The sequence below is a fragment of the Segatella albensis DSM 11370 = JCM 12258 genome (assembly GCF_000426565.1).
GTDB lineage: Bacteria > Bacteroidota > Bacteroidia > Bacteroidales > Bacteroidaceae > Prevotella > Prevotella albensis.
The window spans coordinates 94401-118823 of the sequence record NZ_AUFP01000001.1; the positions used below are offsets into that span (position 1 = coordinate 94401).

A 24423-nucleotide genomic window follows, 5' to 3' on the forward strand; every position below is an offset into this window, starting at 1 on the left:
CATCATGCCTTATTTGGGCATGATGCTGATGGCATAGCCACCACCGGCAGCAGCTCTCAACGTGAGTACTGAGCGGGCGGTAACAGTCTTCTTACTGATTACGTATGCCTGTGGGTTCTTGCGATAATCTGCATCCTTGGCATCCGCATATATCGTTGCTACATATTGACGACCTTTATCGAGGAAGTCAAGATGGAGTTTCGATACATGGCCTTTCTCACCTGCCGTGCAACCGACAAACCATTTATCGGAATTCTTGGCCTTACGGGCAACGGTGATATACTGACCCGGTTCTGCCTCCAAGTAACGACTGTCATCCCAGTCGACTGCAACATCTTTGATAAACTGGAAGGCATCCATGTGTTTGCGATAGTTTTCTACGAGGTCGGCAGCCATCTGGAGCGGACTATACATCGTGACATACAGGGCCAACTGTCTTGCCAGGGTAGAATTGACATGTGAATGGTTCTGTGGATTCATCTTACTCATATCCATCTCGAAGATACCTGGAGTGTAATCCATCGGACCACCCTGCAGACGGGTGAAAGGAAGTATCGTCGTGTGGTTCACATTATTACCGGCTCCCGCTTCATATTCGGTGCCACGAGCGGCCTCGTTACCAATGAGGTTGGGATAGGTACGACACAAGCCTGTCGGGCGGACGGCCTCATGGGCATTCACCATAATATGATGCTTGGCTGCTTCCTTCACGGCATAAAGATAATGGTTCACCATCCACTGACCATAGTGATGTTCGCCTCGTGGTAATATGTTACCCACATATCCACTCTTCACAGCATCATATCCGTATTTGTTCATCAAACTGTAGGCGGCCTCCATGTGGCGCTCATAGTTGCGCACGGAACCACTGGTCTCATGATGCATCAGGAGTTTTACTCCCTTGCTGTGGGCATATTCGTTGAGTGTCTTGATATCGAAATCCGGATAAGGGGTAACAAAATCGAAGACATCGTCCTTCTCATGACCGAACCAGTCTTCCCAACCAATATTCCATCCTTCGACGAGTACTTGGTCGAATCCATTCGCTGCGGCGAAATCAATATATTTTCTCACATTCTCATTGTTGGCGCCATGCTTGCCGTGTGGCTTCACCTTGGTATAGTCGATGGCATCGAGTTTTACCGAAGGAAGATCCCATGTGTATGACCATTGGCTCATACCGTTGATCATCTCCCACCATACACCAACATATTTCACGGGATGAATCCAACTGGTATCCTTAAGTTTGCAAGGGTCGTTCAGGTTGAGGATCAGATTGCTTGAGAGCATATCTCGGGCATCATCGCTCACGATAATCGTTCGCCAAGGACTCTTGCAAGGTGCCTGAAGATATCCTTTGTCTCCTCTGGCATCGGGGGTAAGGAATGATTCGAAAACCATATTCTTATCATCCAAGTTGAGGTGCATACAACTATAGTCGACCAATGCTGCCTCATGGAGGTTCAGATAGATTCCGTCTGGTGTCTTCATCTGGAGTGAGGTCTGGACGCATGTAGGTCCGGCAATGGTCTGCGATGCGTTACTGTCATAAGCATGAGGAAGTTTCTTACGGATTTCTGATAGCTTCGACTCGGTATAGTTATATTCCTGTGTATCATAATCAGCCGGTATCCACCAAGCAGTATTGTCACCACTCATAGCAAACTGACTATGTTCTTCCTTGATGACGAAGTAGTTGAGATTCTTCGACAAAGGAAACTCATAGCGAAATCCAAGTCCGTCATCATAAAGACGGAAACGAATATTCAGTCCGCGCTCTTCCGACTCTTGGGATAGTTCTACGAACACCTCGTTATAGTGGTTGCGTATCTTGCGGGTCTCTCCCCATACCGGTTGCCACGTTTCATCAAAAGTAGAGATAGTACTCTTCTTGATGGTGAACCCTCGCTGCAAGTCGTGCGCATTCTTAAGTTCCAGTCCTAGATGGGAAGGACGAATCACCGTCTTTCCCTTATATTCCAGTTGATAAGTAGGCTCACCCTTTTGCGACAAGCAGAATGTCATCCTGAGTTTTCCGTTTGGTGAGTTCAATACGATAGGTTCCGCGGCCATCATCTTACCGGTAAGACAGATCATGACGACCAAGAGAATTCTTTTAATTACATTCTTCATTATATATTCTATTTTTCTATTACTATCATTGTCCAGTACTTCAGATTAGGAGCTGTCGTAAGCACATAGTTACCATCTTGTCTGAAATTGATCTCCTGTGGGGCTCCACCCATATAGTCAGGACTTGCCACCCATACTTTCTTTACACCGGATGCCTTGATGCGTAGAGGCAGATTGCTATAGGTTGTCGGCTCTGGTTGTGTCCCATCGAGGTCTCGCCAGCTCAGACTGTTTGCCTTGGAGAAATTAAGCAGACTAATCACCTGACGGTTTCCTACCTGTCGTGAGAGGGCTGTCACACCGTGCAACTGTGGAGGCCATGCGTTGATTCTTACCGAAGCGTCTCCGGAGACTATGTTCGCTACCGTCTGCTCTCCACCATCGCGAAGAAGATTTTCATAGGCTGTCATGAAATCATAATATGCGATGATACTCTTCTTGAGTTCACTGCTCATCTCGAGATTGTTGTTCGGGAAATACTCATGGCAGAGCATGTGGTCGCCAAGTTCAAGATGGGCGCCACCGAGCGCAAAGATGACGGCATCGGTGAGGAGAACTCCCGGTGTGTTGAAAGTACCCTTGGCACCCGACTTGTTATAGTCCATATATGCGGCAAAGACCGTATTCTTGGTGTTACCGCTAAAACTATTGTTCTCGTTGATGACCTTATAGAAGTCACTGAACTGATCTTCTGTTCCCCACATCTCGTTATATAGGAAATCTACGTCTCCTGTGGCGGCAATGTTCCGTTGTCCGAAACGGGATACTGCATTCATGACAAGTGACTTTTCCGGACGCGCCTTCTTGATATTGCTGACGAAAGAGCCAAAGCCCTGTGTCAGGTTTACGGCACTTCCGTAATAATCATACACAGCGCCACGGTCTCCTACTTGGTCGATATGGAAGCCGTCAAAGTCAAGACTGCTATACACTTCGTTGTTGCGCTCGATGATATATTTCTTCCAATCGGCATTAGAAGGGTCGAGAAGGTAGATGTCACTCTTCCAACTATCGGAAAGGTCCAGTTTGTCCTTCTCTGAGTGGTTGCTGTTCTTGTAGAGATACCAATGACTGTTCACGCCATCGGCAGCAGCGTCGTCGAGGGCGCCATAGCAGAGATTGTAGAACATCGCCTTCATACCATGTTGATGGGCTGTACTGATATAATCCTTCACGACAGAAGTGAGCACCTGACGGTTAGCGATGTCCTTATATTCATCCAAGAGATTCTCCGGAGTACCACCGAGAGGCCAATGGTGTTTGTTCTGCCAATCATAAAACTGCAAACCGTTGATATGGCAACGGTTCAGATACTGCAGTTCCGATGCTACCTGCGATGGGGTCTTCGATGCGTCATAGGTGCCTACGAAACCATAACGTGGGAATCGCTTCCAGTCACTCGATACGTCGACTCCAATCGTTCCATATATCGTCTCCTTGTCGCCGGCCTGACCGTAGACATCAACAAGATAGCCCTTGGTGTCGTCTGAAGGTGCCGTCCACGTGAAGGAATTCCCCGAGAGAGCCTCATCAAGGATTACATCGGCACCATGGCGGATACGGATCTTCGCATCAGCAGGAATGGTACCCTTGATACTGAAGTCCACATGACTTCCGGGAGCATAGATTGCCTTATCAGTGGTAATCTCCAGACTGAGGTCCTCTGACATGGGAACCACAGACGAGAAGATTTCCGGAGTATTATATTCGTTTCCGTCAACATCATTGTTGCAACTACACGACAGTGTGGTAAGCGTTGCAATAAAGAGTAGAATATTCATCTTTTTCATTTCACAATTATTGTTTTACGATTGTTACAGTTTCTTTCAATTGGTTCACAGTGATGGTATATGTTCCCGAAGAGGTAATCTTCCACTTCTGGTCGACATCTCCGATATTACAATCCGGATATTGTTCTTTCTGATATTCATCACTCTTATTAATCAGGAGCGCATGTTCCTCGCTTCCTGTCGGAGCTACGTCGTTGCCGGCAGCGCACATCAGCCAAGCACCATTCCAGTCGCTCTGCTTATCCAAAGAGAATTTCAGTTCTCCTGCCTGAAGGTTTCCTGTCCAGGTAAAGACCATAGGGTCTGCGGTAGTCTTCATAGCGGTAGCGTTTCCGAGATCCCATCCGTTCGGTGCAGCATCACCGACAAGGTAAACCATTGCATAAGGAACAAACTCTTTCATCATCATCCGTTCCTTACCGGCACGGATGTCGAAACAGATCTTATAGGCTTTACCGGTCTCACCGGCATTAAGATACCATTTGTTGTCCGGATCAAATCCACTAACTAGGGTAACGGCTGGATCGGTATAGGCCTGATGATAAGTCACGGCCTTGAACATATTCTCCCAACTGCCGTTAGCAGTGCCAAACTTGAATTCACCGGCAGCATCGAAGACTCTGCCATAACGGAAGAGGAATGGGTCGAGCGGATCTTTCGTCATCTCGTCAAAGCTCCATCCTGTAGCATCTCCTACAAAGAACAACTGATCATAATCGGGTTGCTGACCGTCTGCTTTCTCGCAAAGTAGCGTACTGTCGAGTAGGTCTACCGTCATGCGATAATAATGGGGTTCGGTGATATGGAACTTCCCGTCAGGTTCTTCATCACCGGAACGATAGATTACCTTTCCTTTTCCGTCATTGTTATAAGAAGGAAGGAACTGACCCTGTGTCGTGATAAACTTATAGTCTCCGGCTACAAGATTACCCTCCCAAGAGAACTTACCATTATCCTCACGGGTCATCACCGTAGGATGGTCGGCATTCCATCCGGTAGGTGTAGCATCACCGACGAGATACAGTGTTTCCGTAACCGGTTGATAAGGTGTCACCGTGAAGTCTACTGAAGAGGTTTGGGTAGGTACGCCTTCGGAGATTGCCGAGATACGAGCCTCTAGTTCGATATTCTGTCCGGGAACGCCATTAAACTTATCAAGGATGATATTATTTAGGTTCTCTTGGTTCACGCTCCATGCATATACTTGAGTTTCATTGTTCACAGCAACATAAGAGTTCTGGAAGTCAGAACCCTTAGGAGCCAATTCGAGCTGATAATAGATACGGTGACCCGTTCCATTGTTGTTACCCGTTGTCCAAGAGAAGGCAACGGCCTCGTTGGCATGAGTTTTCTCGTTAAGCGTCGTCGCCTGTTGATCAGAAGTCAACATCAGTTGATTGCATCCCTTATCCAATTCCGAATAGTCATTATCGGCACAAGAAGCCAATGCGACAACGGCCACAACCAAGAACAATAGCTTATATATCTTTTTCATCTTTTGCTTTGTTTAAAATGTATATTCTGTGAAAAGCTCATTTTAATAACCTGGATTCTGAGTCATCAAAGGATTAGCATCCATCTCTGTCTGAGGAATAGGGAACAACAGACGTTCCTTGGTGGCACGAGTCTTGCCAATAGAGTGTAGGAATTTGACAGCATAAGAGCCATCACCGATACGGATGAGGTCGAACCATCGATGTCCTTCGAAAGCCAGTTCCATACGGCGTTCGTGGATGATCTTCTCCCTCATCTCTGTCTGAGAGAGTCCTGCGACATTAGGTAGACCGGCACGATGGCGCACGATATTCAATGGTGCGCATGCCGCAGCAGTCTGTCCGAGTTCGTTCAAGGCCTCAGCCTTCATCAGGAACACATCGGCATAACGCCATACGACAAAGTTTGCTGGGTTGGTATTATATTCCGGAGAGATATTCTTGGTAACGAGGAATTTCCGTACGTTGAATCCCGTATTCGAAAAACTGCGCTTATAAGTCTTGCCGTCGAAGTCGGGGCAACCCTCATAGAACACGGTCAGATCTTTACGTTTGTCTCCCTCCTCATATTGCGACATGAATTCCTTTGTAGGCTGATTCCATCCATAACTTCCGGCAACGAAATCGGAGTTACGAGGTCCCATGAAAGTAGACAGCCAACTTGACTGTGGATTGTTTCCCCAGAAATCATATTCTGTATTTCCGGAGAACTGTACCTCGAAGATTGATTCGGGTCCATTGTTGACGGTGGCATCGAAATTACGCTCATAGCTACACTTTGACAAGTCGTAACCGAGGGCTGTTACAGAGTCACAGAGGTTCACCACATGCTTATAGTACTCCTTATTCTTAGGAGCAAGGGTAAGATAGATGTCTGCCATCTGGGTGAGAGCTGCATCCTTGCAGGCACGACCGACATTTTCGGAATCATACTGCGACTTGGCAGGGAGGATATCTATCGCACGTTGGCAATCGGACATGATCTGGCGATATACCTCATCAACGGAAGCACGTGCGATAGCAGTATTCTGTCCAGGTTTGAAGGGTTCCAGACGGAGAGGGACACCGCCATAGAGCCTTACGAGGATATAATAATAATGTGAACGGAGGAAAAGAGCTTCGCCCAAGCAACGCTCCTTCAGACTGCCCTTCTCGTATCCCGTCGACTCGATACTCTTTATCAAAGTGTTGCACTGTCCGATGCCGACCCAAGGAGAGCGCCACATATAAAGTGCCATACCGTTATCACTAAGTGTTGTGAAGTTAGATGCCTGCACCGTTTCCAGTCCGTCGGTACCGCCTCCGGCACCCACAATACTGTTTCCCGCAACGATATCGAGCGTCCACAAACGCTGGTTATACATATTCGAGCTTTGAAGAGTACGATAGCACGCATTCGTCATAGCGACAGCCACCTGGTCATCAATTTCCGTTTCTGGGTCGACGGTATTTTTAGGAGTTTTCTCCAAGAAATCGTCAACACAAGATGACAAAGCAGTTGCAATAGTCAGTCCAAGGAAGACATTGCCAATGATATTTCTTATATTTCGTTTCATGATAGCTTTTGTTTTAGAAATTGAAGTTTATACCAAGATTGAAAGTTCTTGAAATCGGATAACGAGAGAGATCAATTCCATTGATATCAACCTCAGGGTCAAAACCACTATATTTAGTAATGGTGAAGACATTCTCGCAAGAGAGTGTCAGACGTGCATTCTGAACGGTGAGCACCTTGAGCCAACTCTTAGGGAAATTGTAAGAAAGGCTCAACGTCTTGAGTCGAATATAAGAGCCATTTTCTACATATCTGTCAGAGACACGTGTATTCTGGTTAGGGTCACCGAAGACGGCACGCGGCATATTGTTACTGGTACCCTCGGCAGTCCATCGGTTCAGCACATCCGTCGTTTGGTTATAGGCTGCCGACATACCCGTAAGGTCTATACTGTTGGCGTTAAAGATTTTGTTTCCCGCAACACCTTGGAAGAAGATACCCAGTTCAAAGCCATTCCATGTAAGTGTATTATTCAGAGAGAACAGACTTGTAGGATTCGGGTTACCGATGATCGTACGGTCTTCATCATTGATGACACCATCGTTGTTGAGATCCTTGAATCTGATGTCACCGGCCTCAGCACCAGGCTGAATAGCATGCTGCTGCACCTCTGCCTCGTTCTGGAAGATACCATCCGTGACATATCCATAGAACACGTTTATAGGAAGTCCCTTCTCCAATATCGTCACATACGAATTGTTGATCTGGTTGATATAATAAGGAACACTACTGTTCAGGTCGATGATCTTATTTCTGTTATAGGTGTAGGAGAGATCTGAAGTCCACCCCAGTTTGCCCTTCAGGTTAACGGTATGAAGGGAAACCTCAAAACCACTGTTGCGTACCTTTCCGGCATTGGTATAAGTGGTGCTGGTATCCTCAAATCCCGAGGTGATAGGGATAGAAGCTTTCACAAGCATATCTCTTGTTGTCTTGAGATAAGCATCAAAGGAAAGTGTAGCACGCTGATGGAAGAGAGTGGCATCAAAGCCGATATTGGATTGTGCCACTTCCTCCCAGTGGATAGAAGGATTGGAAAGCGTAGCAGAGACAAGAGCTGCCTGCTCATTGCCACTATAGCCAAAAGGATATACACTGGTGTTATAAGATGCCAGATAACTATAGTTGCTCACACTGGCCTGACTACCGGTAACACCATATCCGGTGCGAATCTTCAGGTCGCTGAGTACATCATTCTTAGGGAACCAGTCTTCTTCTGAGATACGCCATGCCAGAGAGACCGAAGGGAATGTTCCCCAACGATGCTCGCTACCGAAGCGACTGGAACCATCACGTCTTACCGTAGCGGTAAGGAGATATTTGTTCTGATAATCATAGTTCAGACGAGCCATATAAGAGAACAGAGCCCATTCTGTTTCGTTTCCGCCAATGGAGTGCATTTTCTGTCCATTGTCCATCTCGTGCACATTGGCAAAAGCAAACACGTTCTTCTGCGCATTGAGATAGTCGAAGTCGTTCCATTGTGATGATACACCGGCCATGACATTGAAATGATGCTTCTTGGCAAGTGTGTAGTCGAAAAGAAAATAATTATCCCATAGGTAGGTAAACGACTTGTTGTCGCTCTTGTATCGAGAACTTTCCTCTACAGGAGTTGGTTTCCAGTTGTATGCGGGTGTAAAGTTGTCGGTATACCAGAACTTAGCGTCCACACCCAGAGTACTTCTGAACTTGAGCCACTTACAGAAGCTCAGCTCCGCTGTAATATTACCTAGGAAGTTATATCCGTTGGTTTTCTGCAGATCCGTTTCCGTAGGACCTATCGGGTTACGGGTAGAACCAAACCATGTGGAATTACCTTCAGGTCCTGTCCAGTTACCGTTCTCATCTTTTACTGCATAGGTAGGGAGAGCACGGAACGCACTACCGATGTTGTAGCTGCCTTGCTGCTTCTTATCTGCGCTGACAGTGATATTATTGGACATCTTCAACCAAGGGAGCACCTGAGCATCGGCATTTTCCTGGAAAGTGAAGCGATTGTATTCCACGCTTCTCACGGTTCCGGTCTGATTAAGATATCCACCGGAAACATAATAATGAGCCTTCTCACTACCACCGGAATAGCTAAGGGAATAATTCTGCATATATCCGGTATGCAGGAGTTCGTCGAGCCAGTCGGTACCTTTGCCCAACAAAGAAGGGTCTGCCCAATCAGGATTAGTGGCATATCTTGCATTGCCAAGCATATCATTACTCAATGCTGCATACTGACTGGCGTTAAGCATATCGGGAACCTTTGTGGTCTTCTGGGCTGAGAAGTTGGCTGAGAAAGAGAGGATTCCTTTACCCTCTTTACCTTTCTTCGTGGTGATCATGACCACGCCGTTAGCGCCACGACTACCATAGATTGCTGTCGCCGATGCATCCTTGAGGACATCGAGGCGTTCTACATCAGCCATATTCAGACTGTTCAAACTCAGGTCTGTCGGCACACCATCGATGACCACAAGAGGGTCACAGTTATTGATAGATCCCAAGCCACGGATCTTGATAGACACATTATCGCCAGGTTTTCCTGCGTCCACAATCTGCAGACCGGCGATCTTTCCTTGTATAGCCTGTCCGATATTGGTAACAGGAACATCCATATCCTTAGCGTTGAGCGAACCTACAGAACCCGTTAGGTCACTCTTTCGCATTGTACCATAACCGATGACGACGACCTCATTGATTTTAAGATTCTTCTCATGAAGGGTTATAGACAATGGTTTTTCCGTAGCTTTTGCTTCTTGGGTTGTAAAACCTATATAAGAAAAAGTCAGTGTTGAGTTTTGTGGTACCAAGAGAGTAAACTTACCATCCAAATCAGAAGTTACTCCATTACTGGTTCCTTTCTGCATAATCGTACACCCGATGATCGGTTCACCGGATTCGTCTGTAACGACACCGCTAACTTTTACATTCTGGGCCATAGCCGTAAGTGATAAAAGCATGGTGAAGACAAACAGCGATAATCGTTGGGTTAGAAGTCTTTTCATTTCTTTCATAATAAGGTTTTAAGACATTAATTATTCTATTTTACCTTGCAAAGTAACAACTATTTTGATAAAAATGTATGGCTCAGTAGGTACTTAGTAGATTCGACAATATTTAGCACTATGTTTATTATACTGATAATTAGGCATTTACGAAATTTACAAAAAGTTTGTCAAGTAGATGTTTGTAGTTTCGAAAAAACTGTTTATCTTTGCAAAAAACCTAAAACAGTCATGTTAAGAACCTTATTAATATCATTTTTCATCTTATTCAGCTGTTGCGTCTCTGCTCAGCGGAAGGAACATATTCTCCTTCAACTCGACTCTGTATTGACACATCGACAACAAGCTATCACAGAAAAGGAAAAACGCATAGACTATCTCAAAACAAGTTTGCAGAAAGAGCAAAGCACGAAGGCTCAGTTCAATATCTACAATCAGTTATATGAGGAATATTATGTCTTCCAGTTTGATTCTGCTCAGGTATATATTAACAGAGGTATAGAACTGGCCAAGAAGCAGAATGACAAATACTACTACAGTCTTTTCGTGATCCGCAAAGCTCAGCTGATGGCCATAGGAGGACTGTATCACGAGGCCAAGGACCTTATAGAGACCATAGACGTATCGAACCTGGATAAGGAACTGCAGTTTGATTATTACCTGAGTTTGTTTCGTATCTACAGTTACTGGAGCGACTACTGTAACGATAAGGAGTATAAACCTCGCTACAGGACTCTTGCCAACACCTTTCTAAGTAAGGCCATCTTCCATCTCGACAAGAACAACATGGGATATGATTACTTCATGGGCGAATATTATGTATATGTGAACTTTGATGCACGGACTGCCCGCAAATATTATCTGGCGGCACTGAAAACTTGCCCGAAGAGTTCACGCTACTATGCCATGGCCTGTTTTGCGCTGGCAGGCAATTACAGGAATGACAACGATGAACAGCAATATGAGAAGTATCTGATTCTTTCGGCCTTGAGTGATGCACAAAACCTGACCATGGAGAACTTCTCTCTCCAAATGTTGGCTTCTTATATCTTCGAGACAGACGAACACAATATTGAGCGTGCTCAGACTTATATCAACCAGTCGTTGGAGGATGCCAAGTTTTACAACAGTAAACTCCGTATCATTGAAATCTCGGAAAGACTTCCTAGCATCATCTCTAAATACGAGAAGGCGGTAAGGGCACGTAATAATATGCAGAAACTTGTCATCATCTCTGTTTCTATCCTATTGTTCATCCTCTTGGGAGCTATGGTCTTCATCTTCAAGCAAAATGCTAAACTTACAGCACGAAGGAAAGAACTCTACGAGAGAAACCAGCAACTGTCGGAACTTAACGAGCATCAGAATAAACTCAACATGCAGTTGAACACTTTGAATGCTCGCCTTGTGGATACAAACAAGAAACGTGAAGGTCTGGCAAGAATCTATATCGACTTATGCGCAAAGTACATCAACAGACTCAAGAATCAGAAGACTCTCGTACAACGTAAGATCAAGGCTAATCAGGTAAACGAACTCCTCACCCTCATAGCATCATCCAAATTCTCGGAGGAAGATGCAGCGACATTCCTCAACCGTTTCGATAAGGCTTTCTTGGATCTATACCCTACCTTTATAGAGGAATTTACGGCTCTGTTGAAACCAGAAAACCGTACCATTATGCCATCTTCTAATTCTTTAACGCCGGAACTTCGCATCTTTGCGCTCATCCGACTTGGTGTCAAGGAAAGCAGTGAGATTGCCGACTTACTCTTCTATTCTCCGCAGACGATATATAATTATAGGTCGGCGGTAAAGAACAAGGCTCTCTGTAAGGAGACCTTTGAGGATGACGTTCTGCAATTATGCACGGTAATCAAGTAAGATGGTTCGGGTATCCTCATATTGGTATATATCCAAGAATATCTGTTTTACTATAATAAAAATTATTGATAATGATGACAAGATATCAATATTTTATATAATTTTGCAGAATAATATTATACTTACAAAAATAAAACACAATGCACAAAATTGCTTTAATAACAGGTGCCAATAAGGGTATTGGCTATGGCATCTGTAAATTCTTAGGTCAATCCGGATGGGAAATCATCGTCGGTGCTCGTGATGAAGCAAAGGCGCTGAAGGCAACAAATCAACTCCGGACTGAAGGAGTTACTGTTCTTGGATGGCAGTATATTAACCTGTCTGACAATGATTCTATTGCAAAATCTGCATCAGAAATTGCCAACAAGTATCCTGATCTGTGTCTCCTTGTCAATAATGCGGGAATTCCCGGAGATATGGCCGTAACAAGTTATGATTCGGATATCAAAGATGTAGCAGAAACCATTCAGGTCAACTATATCGGAACGTTCTTCTTAACAAAATCACTCGTTCCTTTGTTGGCGAAGAATCAGGGACGCATCGTCAACATAACAGTTCCGTCGGAGATAAGTCCATACTGGCATCCTATGGCTTATGTCGCAAGTAAAGCCGCACAGAACGCGATGACGGGTATCATGGCGATGGAGTTTGACAAGAAGAATATTCCTGTTGAAATCTTCGATATTCATCCCGGAGCTACAACGACCGATTTGAATGACCACTATACAGGACCTGGCGCACATTCTGTGGATGTCGTCGGCAAAAAGATTGAAGAAGTCATCAATGACGGAAAACATCATCAGGGTGAGTTTATCGAATTATACCCTATCGTTGATGAGGGGAGAGATTAATCCATCATAAAAGAGGAATTATCGACAAGAAGGATATGAAGGATATATGTTGCATCGGACATATCACCAAGGATAAGGTCGTCACTCCTGACCATACGGTCTTCATGAGTGGCGGCACCTCCTTTTATTTCGCCCATGCTCTGAACTGTTTACCTCCAAGGATTGATTTCTCTTTGGTAACGGCGATGAATGTCAACGATAAGGAACCTGTGGAGGAGATGAGACGAAAGGGCATAGACGTCACGCTCTTCCCTTCTCGCCATACGGTATTCTTTGAAAATATCTATGGCGATAATCTCAACGATCGTAAGCAACGGGTATTGGCTAAGGCTGATCCTTTCTGTATTTCGCAACTCGAAGATGTTCATGCTCGGGTATATCATCTAGGAAGTCTCCTCAACGATGACTTCTCGCCCGATGTGGTGGCATATCTGGCAAGTAAAGGAAAGGTGAGCATCGATGTACAAGGATATCTGAGGGAGGTACGCAATGGCAATGTTTTTGCCAAAGACTGGAAGGATAAACGAAGGGTTCTCGAAAACACGTACTATATTAAGGTGAACGAAACTGAGATGCAAACTATCACAGGATTCACCGACACGCATCTTGCTGCCATGAAACTGCATGAATGGGGGGTAAAAGAGGTGTGTATCACTTTAGGAAGTAAGGGATCTTTGATTTACAAGGATGGTATTTTCTATGAAATTCCAGCCTACAAACCACATAGAATAGTCGATGCAACAGGATGCGGAGATACGTATGCTGCAGGATATCTATACTGTAGACTTCAAGGAAAAGAACCTATGGAAAGTGGTAAATTTGCCGCGGCCATGTGTATGCTGAAACTTGAACATAATGGTCCATTCGACAAAAATATCGAAGAGGTAGAAAGAATATTACAACGCTAAAAGAACATCAATCTCATTTTGAACTTCTTCCTTGGCAACGGCATGAAGTCCTGATTCATCAAGTTGCCACAACACATCCGCAAGTTTCACGGCCAATTCCAGATCATGTGTAGAAAGGAATATCGTTTTATCCATGTCATGGGCCAGACGCTTGAGGAGTTTCATCATCTCCACCTTACTGGAGAAATCAAGAAAGGCCGTAGGCTCATCAAGGAAGATAACGGGTGTCTGCTGTGCCAAAGCTTTCGCTATCATCACCTTCTGTCGTTCTCCATCACTCAGATGCGTTACCATCCTGTATTTTAGATGGTCGATTCCCACCATAGAGATACTCTCGTCTACGATCTTATCATCTTCCTTGGACAGTGTGCCCCAAAATCCGGTATAGGGAGCGCGCCCCATTCCCACAAGTTCCTTCACCGTGATGTTGTTGATATGTGGTTTTCTAGTGAGGACCACACCTATCGTACGGGCCAGTTCAGAATGAGTATAGTCTTTAATAGGCTTTCCCAGAATGAAGCAATCACCGGAAAGAGGTGGTTGGAAAGCGGATAAAGTGCGAAGTAAAGTGGATTTACCGATACCATTAGAACCGATCAGACAGGTAAGTTCACCACTACGGATAGATGCGTTCATGCCAGAAACTACCCGACGTACCCGACCTTTGTCGAGATGATAACCTACACAGAAATCTCTAAGTTGTATCGTTTCCATATGTGCAAAGTTAGTGAAAATTATCAGATCTCATCATATTTTCATCTTATTTTTGCAACATTACAAGGAAATCAAGAATAATCTTCTTACATAAAGGGTATCCAGTCGCAACTATTTTAAACATTTTTCTACAATAAATACAAACTACTAATATTTTTTATTACCTTTGCAATGACGTAGTGGAGATATTCTCTGTACACATCTATGTATATATTTGTTTAACTAATAATAAACGAAATGAAGAAAATTCTTTTGTTTGCAATGCTATTTTCGCTTTGCACGTTTGCCAATGCACAACGAAATGTGGAAATAGTTGAGCCCGTGAAACAGAACTTAGAAGACACAGGCAAGCGCACGATTAAGCGTAAAGTGGCTATTGGTCGTTTTAGTAATGAAACGCAGTATGCTAAAGGCATCTTCTATGACAAGGAGAATGACCCTATGAGAAAGCAAGCTCTTGACATTTTATCCGCAAAGTTGGCTGCATCTGGAAAGTTCTTATTGCTAGAAAGAGATGATCTTGCATCTCTTTTAGAAGAAGCAGAGAAGAGTGACAACAGTCTCGCAACCATTGGTGCCGACTACATGATTATCGGCTCTATCACAGAGTTTGGTCGAAAGAATACTGGTAAGAATGGTGTTTTCACAAATGTAAAAACACAAACCGTGGAAGCTGCCGTAGCCATTCGCTTGGTCGATGTAGCAACAGGCCTCATCATCTACTCTGATGAAGGTAAAGGTTCTGCCGAAATTACAACAAAAACTACAATGGGGATTGGTGGACAAGCCAGCTACGATGCAACTTTGAGCGATAAGGCTATATCGGAAGCAATCGGTCAACTTGTAGAGAATATTATCAATAAATGTACAGACAAACCTTGGCGCACATTCTTCCTTTCTTATGACGATAATGCACAGCTAATTGCCGGTGGTGCAAGTCAAGGCATTAAGGTAGGTGACACATTTGCTGTCAAAACCAAAGGAAAGAAGGTCAAGAATCCTCAAACGGGTGTGATGATAGAACTTCCAGGTAAACAAATTGGAACAGTGACTGTCTCTGCAACAGGTGGTGACACACCAGAAACAGAGTACTCTTTTGTCTCGTTTACTGGTAACGGAACAACGATTAATGCTGATAAATTGACAGACTACTATATCGAAGAAATCAAATAGAATCTAGTATGAAAGCTAAAATATTATTTTTATTGATTGCCATAACCAGCTTAATGGTTGGATGTAAGGCAAACTATCCTGTAGCTCAACAGAGCGGAAAGGCAGATATGGCATACTTGGTATTCGTAGGTCCATCGAAAACTTATGGTAACGGTTCTAAAACTGTACAAGTTGACGTAGATGGAAACAAGTTTGACGCCAAAGTTGTAAAACCTAAGACTGCGAACAGAAAGGGAACTCAGTATGGGATTGCAACAGGTCGTAGAAATATTACCGTTAAATTCAATGACCAAACTATTTATCAAAAACAATTATTCTTATCAAGTCAAGAAACTAAAATTATAAACTTACCATGAAGAATTTCTTTATTTTAGCCATCGGTGTGATGGCTATGACTTCTTGCCAAACGCAACAATCACTTTATTCTTGGTATGGCTCCGAGGATGCAACTTACACATACACCAAACGTGGAACAGAAGAGGCACTTGCTAAAGCTATGGCCCAATATGAAAAAGTTATCAATAACCAGAAAGGACTTCGCAAAGTTGTTCCACCAGGAGTTAACGCAGAGTATGGATATCTTCTTTACAAAGCAGGAAAGAAAGAAGAGGGATTGGCACTTCTTCGCGCAGAAATAAAAGCTTATCCAGAATCAAAGAAATTCATTTCAAGAATCATTAATCAACTAGAAAAATGAAGAAATATATCATTCTTGCTTTATTGACATTGTTAATGTCATCATGTGCAGAACAGATTACTACTCGTCTTGCTCAATATCCTAAGATATATGAGGAAAAGCCTCTTACTATCGCAGTGATGCCCCCTATCAATCAGACAAATTTTGTAGAAGCAAAAGACTATTTCTATACTACACTATATACTCCTCTTTGCGAAAAAGGATACTATGTTTATTCTCCTATGATGACTATGGAGATGTTCCAATCGGAAAGTGCATACGATGCTGAGCAGTTCATCAATGCTGATCTTTCTCAATTCCGCAATGTACTTGGAGCCGATGCCGCCATGTTCACAATCATAAAATCATGGAAAAGATATAAACTCGGAGGAAGTATAACAGCTGGAGTTGAATATATTCTCCGCTCAACAAAAACCGGCGAAACTTTATACCATCGTGAAGGTCTAGTAAGTGTTGATACTAGCGTGAGCAGCGGCAGTGGAGGTCTATTGGGTGCATTACTCGACCTTGCAGCAACTGCAATTGTAACTTCTGCAACTGACAAGGTTGTTGCTGGACGAAAATGTACAACGTTTGTATTAAGCGATATGCCAGAAGGTAGATATGGCACAAAATATGATAATGATCAAAAGCTTCCAGCAGGAAAAAGTTATGTAAAAGCAACTGTAAAGTAGTAGTATACGATCTACAATTATAGTCGTTTGATTGAATTCGAATATTATTAATCCCGCCGAAAGTTATCTTTCGGCGGGATTTGTATAATATAAGCTATTAAGTTTGGATTCAGAAATACCTAATAGGTATCTAAATTGCTAAAATGTTTCAGCTATTATATTATTTTCTAAAGTTTCGCAAGTGATAAATCACATGCATAAATTAACGTAAATTTGGAATAAAATTGGCTCCAAAGTTTGTTTAACTCATTGAAAATAAGTAACTTTATAATCGCCAAAAAACAAAATTCAAATTTGGGAGCCATGAACAAAGGTACAACAATTTAATTTTATCAGATTTGAGAGATTTTTTCTCAGAAAGTGAAAATAATCATGCAATTAACAGCATAATGGGTATGATGGAACATATAAACATACGCTCCAGCCAGATCGGAGTAGAGAAGAAAGAGAACTGCAAATTTACTTCCTTGCAAGTACTCAATCTGCTAAAGCTCTTTCCATTCTTTGTCGTTAAGAATGCATACCAGTACTCAGGTTCAGCACTCAGCCATTTGTTTGTGAAAAGGACATGTTAATGATGGCAATGTTAGATGGCGCAAGTTGCTTTATGCAATGAATCTCCAGTTGATTAAGAAGATACAGCATGCAAGCAATGTTACTCATGACAAGCCCGTCTGTTTGATTATCGATGATACCGATGCTCCCAAAAGTGGCAAGCATACAGAAGCTTATCGGGCGTATCTGGTCTCATGTACAGCAGCGCAGTATCCTTGGCTACAAATGTCTTACACTTCTTCTTTCTGATGGAACCAGTCAGTTGATGCTTGACTTCTCCCTTCATGGTGAAAAGGGAAAGAAGGAAGATAAGATCCAAGGTCTTACTGCCAAAGAACGTCATGCCCGCTTTAGTGAAGATCACACTGGACAGGCTTTTGAAGAGCGTGTCAAGGAGTATGACATGAAGAAGACAGACAAGGCCATCGAGATGGTCACGCCATAAAGCGTGGTATCCGTTTTGATTATCTTCTGATAGACAGTTGGTTTACCAATGTTTCTTTCGTACGTCTGATAACGTCCCGTCACATCAAATGCAATCTTCTTGGTATGATCAAACTTGGCAAGACCAGATACCAGACTCCTTATGGCAACCTGACTGCAAATGAAATCATCAAGAAACTGCACAAGCATCTTCAGAAAAGAATGATGAAGAAAAGGTAGGTAGCTTCTTTGGCTTGTTTGGTGGAAGGAACAAAGATAAGGATTAATCTATGAAAAAGGATAATAGTTCTTTTTGGCCAAGCTATGTAGACATAATGACGACATTATTCGCCATTATGTTGGTGCTATTTGCAGTTACCTATGGACGTTTCAAAGTAAAGGAGCGTCAACTGGGTGTACTGGTCAACGAATACAAGGATATTATCAATGTGTATTCGCAGGTCGATTCTATTGATAAAAGCGAGTACTATGCTTATGATTCTTTATATTTGAAGCACACACTTACTGTGGGTATTGCCTACCAAGACAAGGAATATAACATTAAGAACAAGCTTGCTGAGGATTTGACAAACAAGCAATTAGCTGACAGGAAACGCGAGGATATTAGGCAGGCAGGAATACTCGTTCAACGAACTATTCATAATCTTGAAAAGATAGGTAAAAATAGCAAAAACATCAAGTTCTTAGTTATCATCGAGGGACAATCGTCTAAGATTCCTTTCCAAGACAATGACTGGCAAAATAACGAAACGCTTTCCTTCGTGCAGAGTTCTTGAAGAAATTCTGGACTGAGGATTGTGGTCTTTTCAGACACACAAGTGAGAATGACATTAACAGCAAATGTGAAATCATTGTCTCTGGTAGTGGAGAAGGCGGTGTGCCGCGTTATTATTATACGGGAAAAGATAATGTTATTAGTGAAAATCCTGCCGACGAAATTTATCCTACCATTAACGATGTACCAGCGAGGCAGCTTGCCACTTGGAAGAATACTGAAATTAAAAATCAACGATTCCTTATCAACATCATTCCTATCATTGGAAATATTGACGTTACTAAGGCAAAATTCAATGCAATTCTAAAATAGCAGGAAACGCTTATGAGCTTTAAGAAAATGACACTAAAGACTTATCCTCTACTCCTATTCTTTGCGGTAGAATTCATTATGTCGTCATGCGCAAACAAAGCTGGAGATAAAGGAAGCTCAAGTATCGGTGACTCTACTGAATATCAGGAGACTCCCGACAACAAAAAAAATATAGTCTTGCCCAAGAAGACTTTTGGTGTATTTGACAATGAAGGTGGGCAGGATAGTTCACCTTCATCAAGTTCAACAGAGAAGTCCAAAGTCATTTTAAAACAGCATACCAGTGCCATAGAAATTCCTGTTATGCTCAAGAATGTTCCCAATTTTATTTTGAAACGATATGCATATACCATGTCTTACAACAAGTCTACGCGTTGTCCAAACTGGGTAGCATGGAAACTGACAGGTAATCATACCTATGGCTCATACAAAAGAAAAAATTATAACTTCCATGAGGACATGGATGTTCCGAGTCCCCGAGCCAAATTACACGATTATTCTTATAACGGTTTAGGCTTAGAGAGAGGCCATATGTGCCCTGCAGGTGATAACAAATGGTCTGACAGAGCTATGGATGAATGTCATCTGCTTTCCAATATCTGTCCTCAGTATGGAAAACTAAATGGTGGGGCGTGGAAATACTTGGAAGAAGATTGTCGCGACTGGGCAGAGGCTTACAATTGCATATATATCGTATGCGGTCCTATCTTCTATGGGAAGACACACGGGACAACCATAGGTGAAGACAAAATAGCTGTCCCTGACGCTTTCTTCAAGGTTATCCTTCGCCTTGGTAATAAACCACAGGCCTTAGGTTTTATCTACCCAAATAGAAAATGTTCTGGAGGAAAATCTAAATATGTTATGTCGGTTGATAAAGTCGAAGAGATTGTAGGAATGGATTTCTTTTCTTCCCTTGACGACAATGTGGAAAACAAAGTTGAGCAATCATCCAATCTAAATTTATGGAGGTAATCACGAATAAGAATCTATTAATAAAACCTATTATAACCATATTGTCTATCTTGATGTGAAGTATATCCTTTAATAGAAAATTTAAAGCTAACGTCATGAACATTTGAGCCTTCATTGATCGTAGCCGATGTTAATGAATTGTTTTGATTATTTATTTCAAACGAAATAAGAACTAAAAATCGTAAGGGCAACTATGGAATTCAGGACAGGCAACAGTCTACTGAAAGGAATCTAAGCATAAGAATTTCGACAAATATAAAGAATGACGTATTGAGAATTTTGACAGATACTAAATGTGACGTATTGAGAATTTTGACAGATATCAAATGTGACGTATTGAGAATTCCGGCATTTCTTTTGAAATTCAAGAAAATATTGCTACCTTTGTGCATAATTTATGATTATTGAGTATGGCAGAAAGAATATTCAAGAGGAAGATTTATGAGCAGATGCTCAATTGGAAGAAGAACCAGCATGGCACTACAGCCTTGTTGATTAGAGGAGCCAGACGTATTGGCAAATCCACGATTGCAGAAGAATTCGCACGTAGAGAGTACGAAAGTTATCTATTGGTTGACTTTTCAAAAGCATCACAAGATATTCATAAATTATTTGAGGATATCTCCGATTTAAACTTTATCTTTACACAGCTCCAGTTGACCTATCGCAAAAGCTTGAAGCCCCACAAATCTGTCATCATCTTTGATGAAATCCAAAAACAGCCGTTAGCTCGTCAAGCTATTAAAAGCCTTGTGGCTGATGGGCGGTATGATTATATAGAAACAGGCTCGTTACTAAGTATCAAGAGGAAAAGAAAAGGTCAGATAGGTTCTCAAGAAAGCATTCTAATTCCAAGTGAAGAGACCCGAATAGATATGTATCCGATGGACTATGAGGAGTTTCGTTGGGCTTTAGGTGATGAGGACACGATTCCATTGTTACGTACCATGTTTGAAAAAAGGCAACCATTAAGCGATACTACTAACCGCAAGATGATGCGTGACTTCCGTCTCTATGTGTTGGTGGGTGGTATGCCCCAGGCTGTCAATGACTACCTTGACACTCATAATCTGAGTATTGTCGATCAGCGCAAACGGAGTATCCTCGATCTATATGACGAGGATTTCTATGACCTTGATCCGTCAGGACAAACTTCCGATTTATTTCACGCCATTCCTGCCCAATTGAATAGCAATGCCTCACGTTATCAAGTAAGTAGTGTTATTTCCGGAGGAAGAATAGACCGCTTAAGAGACCAAATTATTATTCTGAGAGATTCTATGACAGCCAACTTGGCTTATCATGCCAATGATCCAAGTGCGGGATTGGCATTTCATATCAATAGAGACCAATTTAAGCTATATTGCGGTGATACAGGCCTATTTGTTACACTGGCTTTTTGGGATGATGCTTTCACCGGAAACGTCATCTATCAAAAACTTTTGAGTGACAAACTTAATGCTGACGTGGGATATGTTTATGAGAACGTGGTTTCACAAATGCTCGTTGCTGCCAAGCATAAGTTATATTACCATACCTGGCCTACGCCATCAGGCAAGCACAATTATGAGATAGACTTCTTATTGTCACATCAGGCGAAAGTGTGTCCCATAGAGGTGAAATCTTCCATGTCTAATGTGCATGTATCTATCGACGAATTTCAGAAGAAATTCTCCTCACGCATCTATCAGCGTTATTTGCTTCATGTCAAAGACATTAGGAAGGAACAGGATTTGCTTTGCTTGCCACTTTATATGGCATTGTTTCTTTAATAAGAACACCTATCACAAAACAATTGCTGTTTTCGGTTTAACAGGTACTGGACAACGTTTAAATATGCATAATGCGAACCTTTCATAACAGGGCAGTGTCGAAATGAGGTCGACAACTGCCCATCAAAACGAGAGATTTATAGTCGATTGATTTGCTCATTTGCAGCACTCTTTCCACGATATTTGGTTTTGAGTTGATTCAAACGATAGACAATGCTAAACGAGAAGTTCCAATCTCGGTAGTCCTCAATCTGCCAGAAGTGAACATTACGGATGCGCTCGTTTTCCTCGAACTTCATCTTGTGGAAGAGGTCACGCGCCGCAAGTTTCACACTCAGGCGATCTTGTAGGAAGGACTTCTGTAGGCTGAGGTTTAACATCTGGTAAGGTTTCAACAGAATGTTGTTTTGTGTGCCTCCACTGTCATAGTAATAATAGATGTTGGCGAGCCATGACTTGGGTAAGTCGAAGTATTGGTTTGCTATGATATAAAATTTGGTCTTGCCATAACTATATGACTCATTCATATACTCATAGTCGAAGAACAGATGCTCAACAGCCATACTAAGCGAGGGGCGCCACCAACGGAAGTTATGCTGCAAACTGACATTAGCACCTAGTAGACTGGCATGGTCAAAATTGCTATAGGAACTTACTAGTATGCGAGAGTGCTCGTTCTCGGTATACATATCAGGAGCGATCAAGTTGTCCTTATAAATATAGCTAAGTGAGGCATTAATAAACTTATAACCCGTGCTCCACTCGACAGTGTAGAACGTCATAGGTTGAAGACTGGGATTGCCGTGCTGATAAGCAAGTTCGCTGTCATAATAGGTATAGTTGCTTAGCTGGCGTAAAGACGGACGGCTGGTATGCGACGAGAACGAGAGGGTGTTCATCCACCCCCTATCCTTGTGACAGACTTTCACTGAAGGAAATAAATTGTGGTAGTGACGGTGGATATCTACATCGGGAGCTTGACGGTCTGCATAGTCGCTCGTCACATCCTCATAACGTAGGCCTCCGCTCAATGTCCAGTCGCCAAATGCCGTTTTTGTCTCCACAAAGACAGCTGCTTTGTTTTCCCATTGCCCATAGTCAGATGGTTTCAAAATGACATTGCTGCAATCGGCAGTTCCACTACCCGTCACTCGATTATACTCAGCACCCCATGACAATGAAGATTTCTGTCCAAATGTATAGTCGAACGTTAACCTACCTGCATAGATGTGGTAGTGGTTCTTACTCCTGTTAAGCGTAGAACAAGTTACGTTGTCTGTCGTTTCATCGGTCAATTGGCGATAATTGTTGGAGTTGCCAACATAATCGAGATTAAGAGCTGTACGCAACCGATTCGTCCACTCGGCATTATAAAACGTGTTGATATGGGCATAGTCCATGTCGTTATGGTAATCGCTCAAGATATGGGTACGCTGGAACTCCAAACCATTCTTGCTATAGATGTGCAGAGCATCACCCGGTGACACCCACGTGTTATGATAGCCATCGTAACTGACACCTGCAATGTGCCGTTCGTTAAACTCGTAATCCACGTTAGCCGACCAACTCGGTGATTTCTGGTGCGACTTGCTGTAATTCTGGGTCTTGTCATATCGATAGATATCGCCATCCACTACCAATTCCTCAATCTGCGGCTGGTTATAATGACAACGGAAATCTTCGTACTCTAGATGCATTGAGGCATTCAGTCCACCCTGTTTCAAGCCTACGTCTAAAGATTCGTCTGAGGTCAGCACGTCATTCTGTTTCTCATTGGCTTTTATCTGTAGCGTATAGCCCTCCTCCTTTATACGTGTTGTTATTTTGATAACGGCTGTCACATCCGCATCATACTGTGCTCCGGGATTGCGAACAAGTTCAATGTTTTGTATATCCTTTGGTGATAGGCGAGTTATCTCCTGTATGTTCTGCACCTTACGGTTGTTGATATAGTATATAGGTGTACCACGTCCGAATACAGTCAACGTGCCGTCTGGTGCACAGACCACTCCGGGCACTTGCATCAATAGTTCATTGGCATTATGCAGTCTCTCCAACACCGTGCCCGCCACATTCGTAACGATGCTACCGCCTTTTGTTTGATATAACGGCCGTTCTCCCTTCACCGTCACACCTTTCAGCGTGTATTTATCAGGCTGCATACGTATCTTTCCTATTTGAGGATGATCACAGAACTTATAGATGGTTTTGAAACCGATGTAGGAGATACGAGCAAGAACGGAAGACTGCTCATAAGGAATAGCAAAATAGCCACTCTCGTTGCTGACGCCACCACCGCATAAGGTAGAGTCGACAGGATTGAAGATTGCTACGTTAGCATATGCCACAGGATGACCTTGTTCATCGATAATGGTTCCCGTCAAATGTCGGTCTGTCTTGTGAGTACACTCCACGAATATCTTCTTTTCTTTAGTGTTACTTTCGTCGACAGTCATGCGAATAGGATAGAAGGCTATCATCTGCTGAATAGCATCGGGCAACGTCTTGTGTCTTACAGTAGTGGTGATGCGGAAGTCCTCCAGTTCATTATAGAGGAACATGATGACGTAGTCAGTCTGTTGCTTAGCAAGTTGGCTAAGAGCATCAGAAAGTGACACATTATTATATTCGTGGAATATATGTTTCTGAGCTTGTGTGCTGACTGTCAGTAAAAGGGCAAGAAAAATAAGTGCAATATGTCTATTCATGGCGGCTG

Annotated in this window: 19 protein-coding genes and 1 pseudogene; 13 read left to right on the forward strand and 7 right to left on the reverse strand. The window is 42.9% G+C overall.

Features of this window, described 5'->3' with window-relative positions; genetic code table 11:
- Positions 1-9 precede the first annotated feature (9 nt).
- The 5 genes from K333_RS0100455 to K333_RS0100475 all read right to left on the reverse strand — a co-directional run bounded on the left by K333_RS0100455 (position 10) and on the right by K333_RS0100475 (position 9979).
- Positions 10-2073 carry a glycoside hydrolase family 97 protein gene (locus K333_RS0100455; RefSeq protein ID WP_373276995.1) on the reverse strand — a complete coding sequence of 688 codons (2064 nt, stop codon included), beginning with the start codon at positions 2071-2073 and terminating at the stop codon, positions 10-12.
- Positions 2074-2141: 68 nt separating this feature from the next.
- Positions 2142-3923, reverse strand: coding sequence for an endo-dextranase (locus K333_RS0100460; protein ID WP_027452198.1), 1782 nt, complete (start codon positions 3921-3923; stop codon positions 2142-2144).
- A gap of 7 nt (positions 3924-3930) precedes the next feature.
- On the reverse strand, positions 3931-5418 hold the full coding sequence (locus K333_RS0100465; RefSeq protein WP_024989419.1) for a SusF/SusE family outer membrane protein: 1488 nt from the start codon (positions 5416-5418) through the stop codon (positions 3931-3933).
- A 42-nt stretch (positions 5419-5460) separates the two neighbouring features.
- Positions 5461-6972 carry a RagB/SusD family nutrient uptake outer membrane protein gene (locus K333_RS0100470; protein WP_024989420.1) on the reverse strand — a complete coding sequence of 504 codons (1512 nt, stop codon included), beginning with the start codon at positions 6970-6972 and terminating at the stop codon, positions 5461-5463.
- Between the two features lie 13 nt (positions 6973-6985).
- Complete coding sequence (locus K333_RS0100475; RefSeq protein ID WP_027452199.1) at positions 6986-9979, reverse strand: SusC/RagA family TonB-linked outer membrane protein; 2994 nt, start codon at positions 9977-9979, stop codon at positions 6986-6988.
- A 222-nt stretch (positions 9980-10201) separates the two neighbouring features.
- Here K333_RS0100475 and K333_RS0100480 point away from each other — a divergent pair, with 222 nt between their 5' ends.
- The 3 genes from K333_RS0100480 (at position 10202) to K333_RS0100490 (ending at position 13616) form a co-directional block, all read left to right on the forward strand.
- Positions 10202-11854 (forward strand): DUF6377 domain-containing protein, encoded by a 1653-nt coding sequence (locus tag K333_RS0100480; RefSeq protein ID WP_027452200.1) that lies wholly within the window; start codon positions 10202-10204, stop codon positions 11852-11854.
- Between the two features lie 140 nt (positions 11855-11994).
- Complete coding sequence (locus K333_RS0100485) at positions 11995-12708, forward strand: SDR family NAD(P)-dependent oxidoreductase (RefSeq protein ID WP_024989421.1); 714 nt, start codon at positions 11995-11997, stop codon at positions 12706-12708.
- Positions 12709-12743: 35 nt separating this feature from the next.
- On the forward strand, positions 12744-13616 hold the full coding sequence (locus K333_RS0100490) for a PfkB family carbohydrate kinase (RefSeq protein WP_024989422.1): 873 nt from the start codon (positions 12744-12746) through the stop codon (positions 13614-13616).
- A gap of 54 nt (positions 13617-13670) precedes the next feature.
- On the opposite strand, the pseudogene K333_RS11620 reads toward K333_RS0100490, so the two are convergent.
- Positions 13671-14330, reverse strand: a pseudogene (locus K333_RS11620) (ABC transporter ATP-binding protein); the annotation flags it as partial.
- A gap of 237 nt (positions 14331-14567) precedes the next feature.
- Here K333_RS11620 and K333_RS0100500 point away from each other — a divergent pair.
- From K333_RS0100500 to K333_RS0100545, 10 genes are all read left to right on the forward strand, one after another.
- On the forward strand, positions 14568-15503 hold the full coding sequence (locus K333_RS0100500; protein WP_024989424.1) for a CsgG/HfaB family protein: 936 nt from the start codon (positions 14568-14570) through the stop codon (positions 15501-15503).
- Positions 15504-15511: 8 nt separating this feature from the next.
- Positions 15512-15859 (forward strand): hypothetical protein, encoded by a 348-nt coding sequence (locus K333_RS0100505; RefSeq protein ID WP_024989425.1) that lies wholly within the window; start codon positions 15512-15514, stop codon positions 15857-15859.
- Entirely contained in the window at positions 15856-16200 is a 345-nt protein-coding gene (locus K333_RS0100510) for a DUF4810 domain-containing protein (protein WP_024989426.1), read from the forward strand. Before K333_RS0100505 ends, K333_RS0100510 begins: the two co-directional genes overlap by 4 nt.
- Positions 16197-16874 carry a GNA1162 family protein gene (locus K333_RS0100515; protein ID WP_024989427.1) on the forward strand — a complete coding sequence of 226 codons (678 nt, stop codon included), beginning with the start codon at positions 16197-16199 and terminating at the stop codon, positions 16872-16874. Before K333_RS0100510 ends, K333_RS0100515 begins: the two co-directional genes overlap by 4 nt.
- A 395-nt stretch (positions 16875-17269) precedes the next feature.
- A complete protein-coding gene (locus tag K333_RS13265) occupies positions 17270-17449 on the forward strand; it encodes a hypothetical protein (protein ID WP_161624541.1) in 180 nt (59 codons plus the stop codon).
- A 134-nt stretch (positions 17450-17583) separates the two neighbouring features.
- Complete coding sequence (locus K333_RS11625; protein ID WP_154652955.1) at positions 17584-17874, forward strand: hypothetical protein; 291 nt, start codon at positions 17584-17586, stop codon at positions 17872-17874.
- Between the two features lie 268 nt (positions 17875-18142).
- Positions 18143-18649, forward strand: a complete 507-nt coding sequence (locus K333_RS0100530) for a hypothetical protein (RefSeq protein ID WP_027452201.1) — start codon at positions 18143-18145, stop codon at positions 18647-18649.
- Entirely contained in the window at positions 18646-18960 is a 315-nt protein-coding gene (locus K333_RS0100535) for a hypothetical protein (protein WP_024989429.1), read from the forward strand. The genes K333_RS0100530 and K333_RS0100535 overlap by 4 nt, the downstream gene beginning before the upstream one ends.
- 12 nt (positions 18961-18972) lie before the next feature.
- Positions 18973-19935, forward strand: coding sequence for a DNA/RNA non-specific endonuclease (locus K333_RS0100540; RefSeq protein WP_238314307.1), 963 nt, complete (start codon positions 18973-18975; stop codon positions 19933-19935).
- A gap of 410 nt (positions 19936-20345) precedes the next feature.
- Positions 20346-21707, forward strand: a complete 1362-nt coding sequence (locus K333_RS0100545; RefSeq protein ID WP_036889021.1) for an ATP-binding protein — start codon at positions 20346-20348, stop codon at positions 21705-21707.
- 137 nt (positions 21708-21844) lie between these two features.
- Here K333_RS0100545 and K333_RS0100550 read toward each other — a convergent pair whose 3' ends face one another.
- The gene (locus K333_RS0100550) at positions 21845-24415 is read right to left on the reverse strand and encodes an outer membrane beta-barrel family protein (protein WP_027452204.1); all 2571 of its coding nucleotides are present in this window, start codon (positions 24413-24415) and stop codon (positions 21845-21847) included.
- Positions 24416-24423 lie beyond the last annotated feature (8 nt).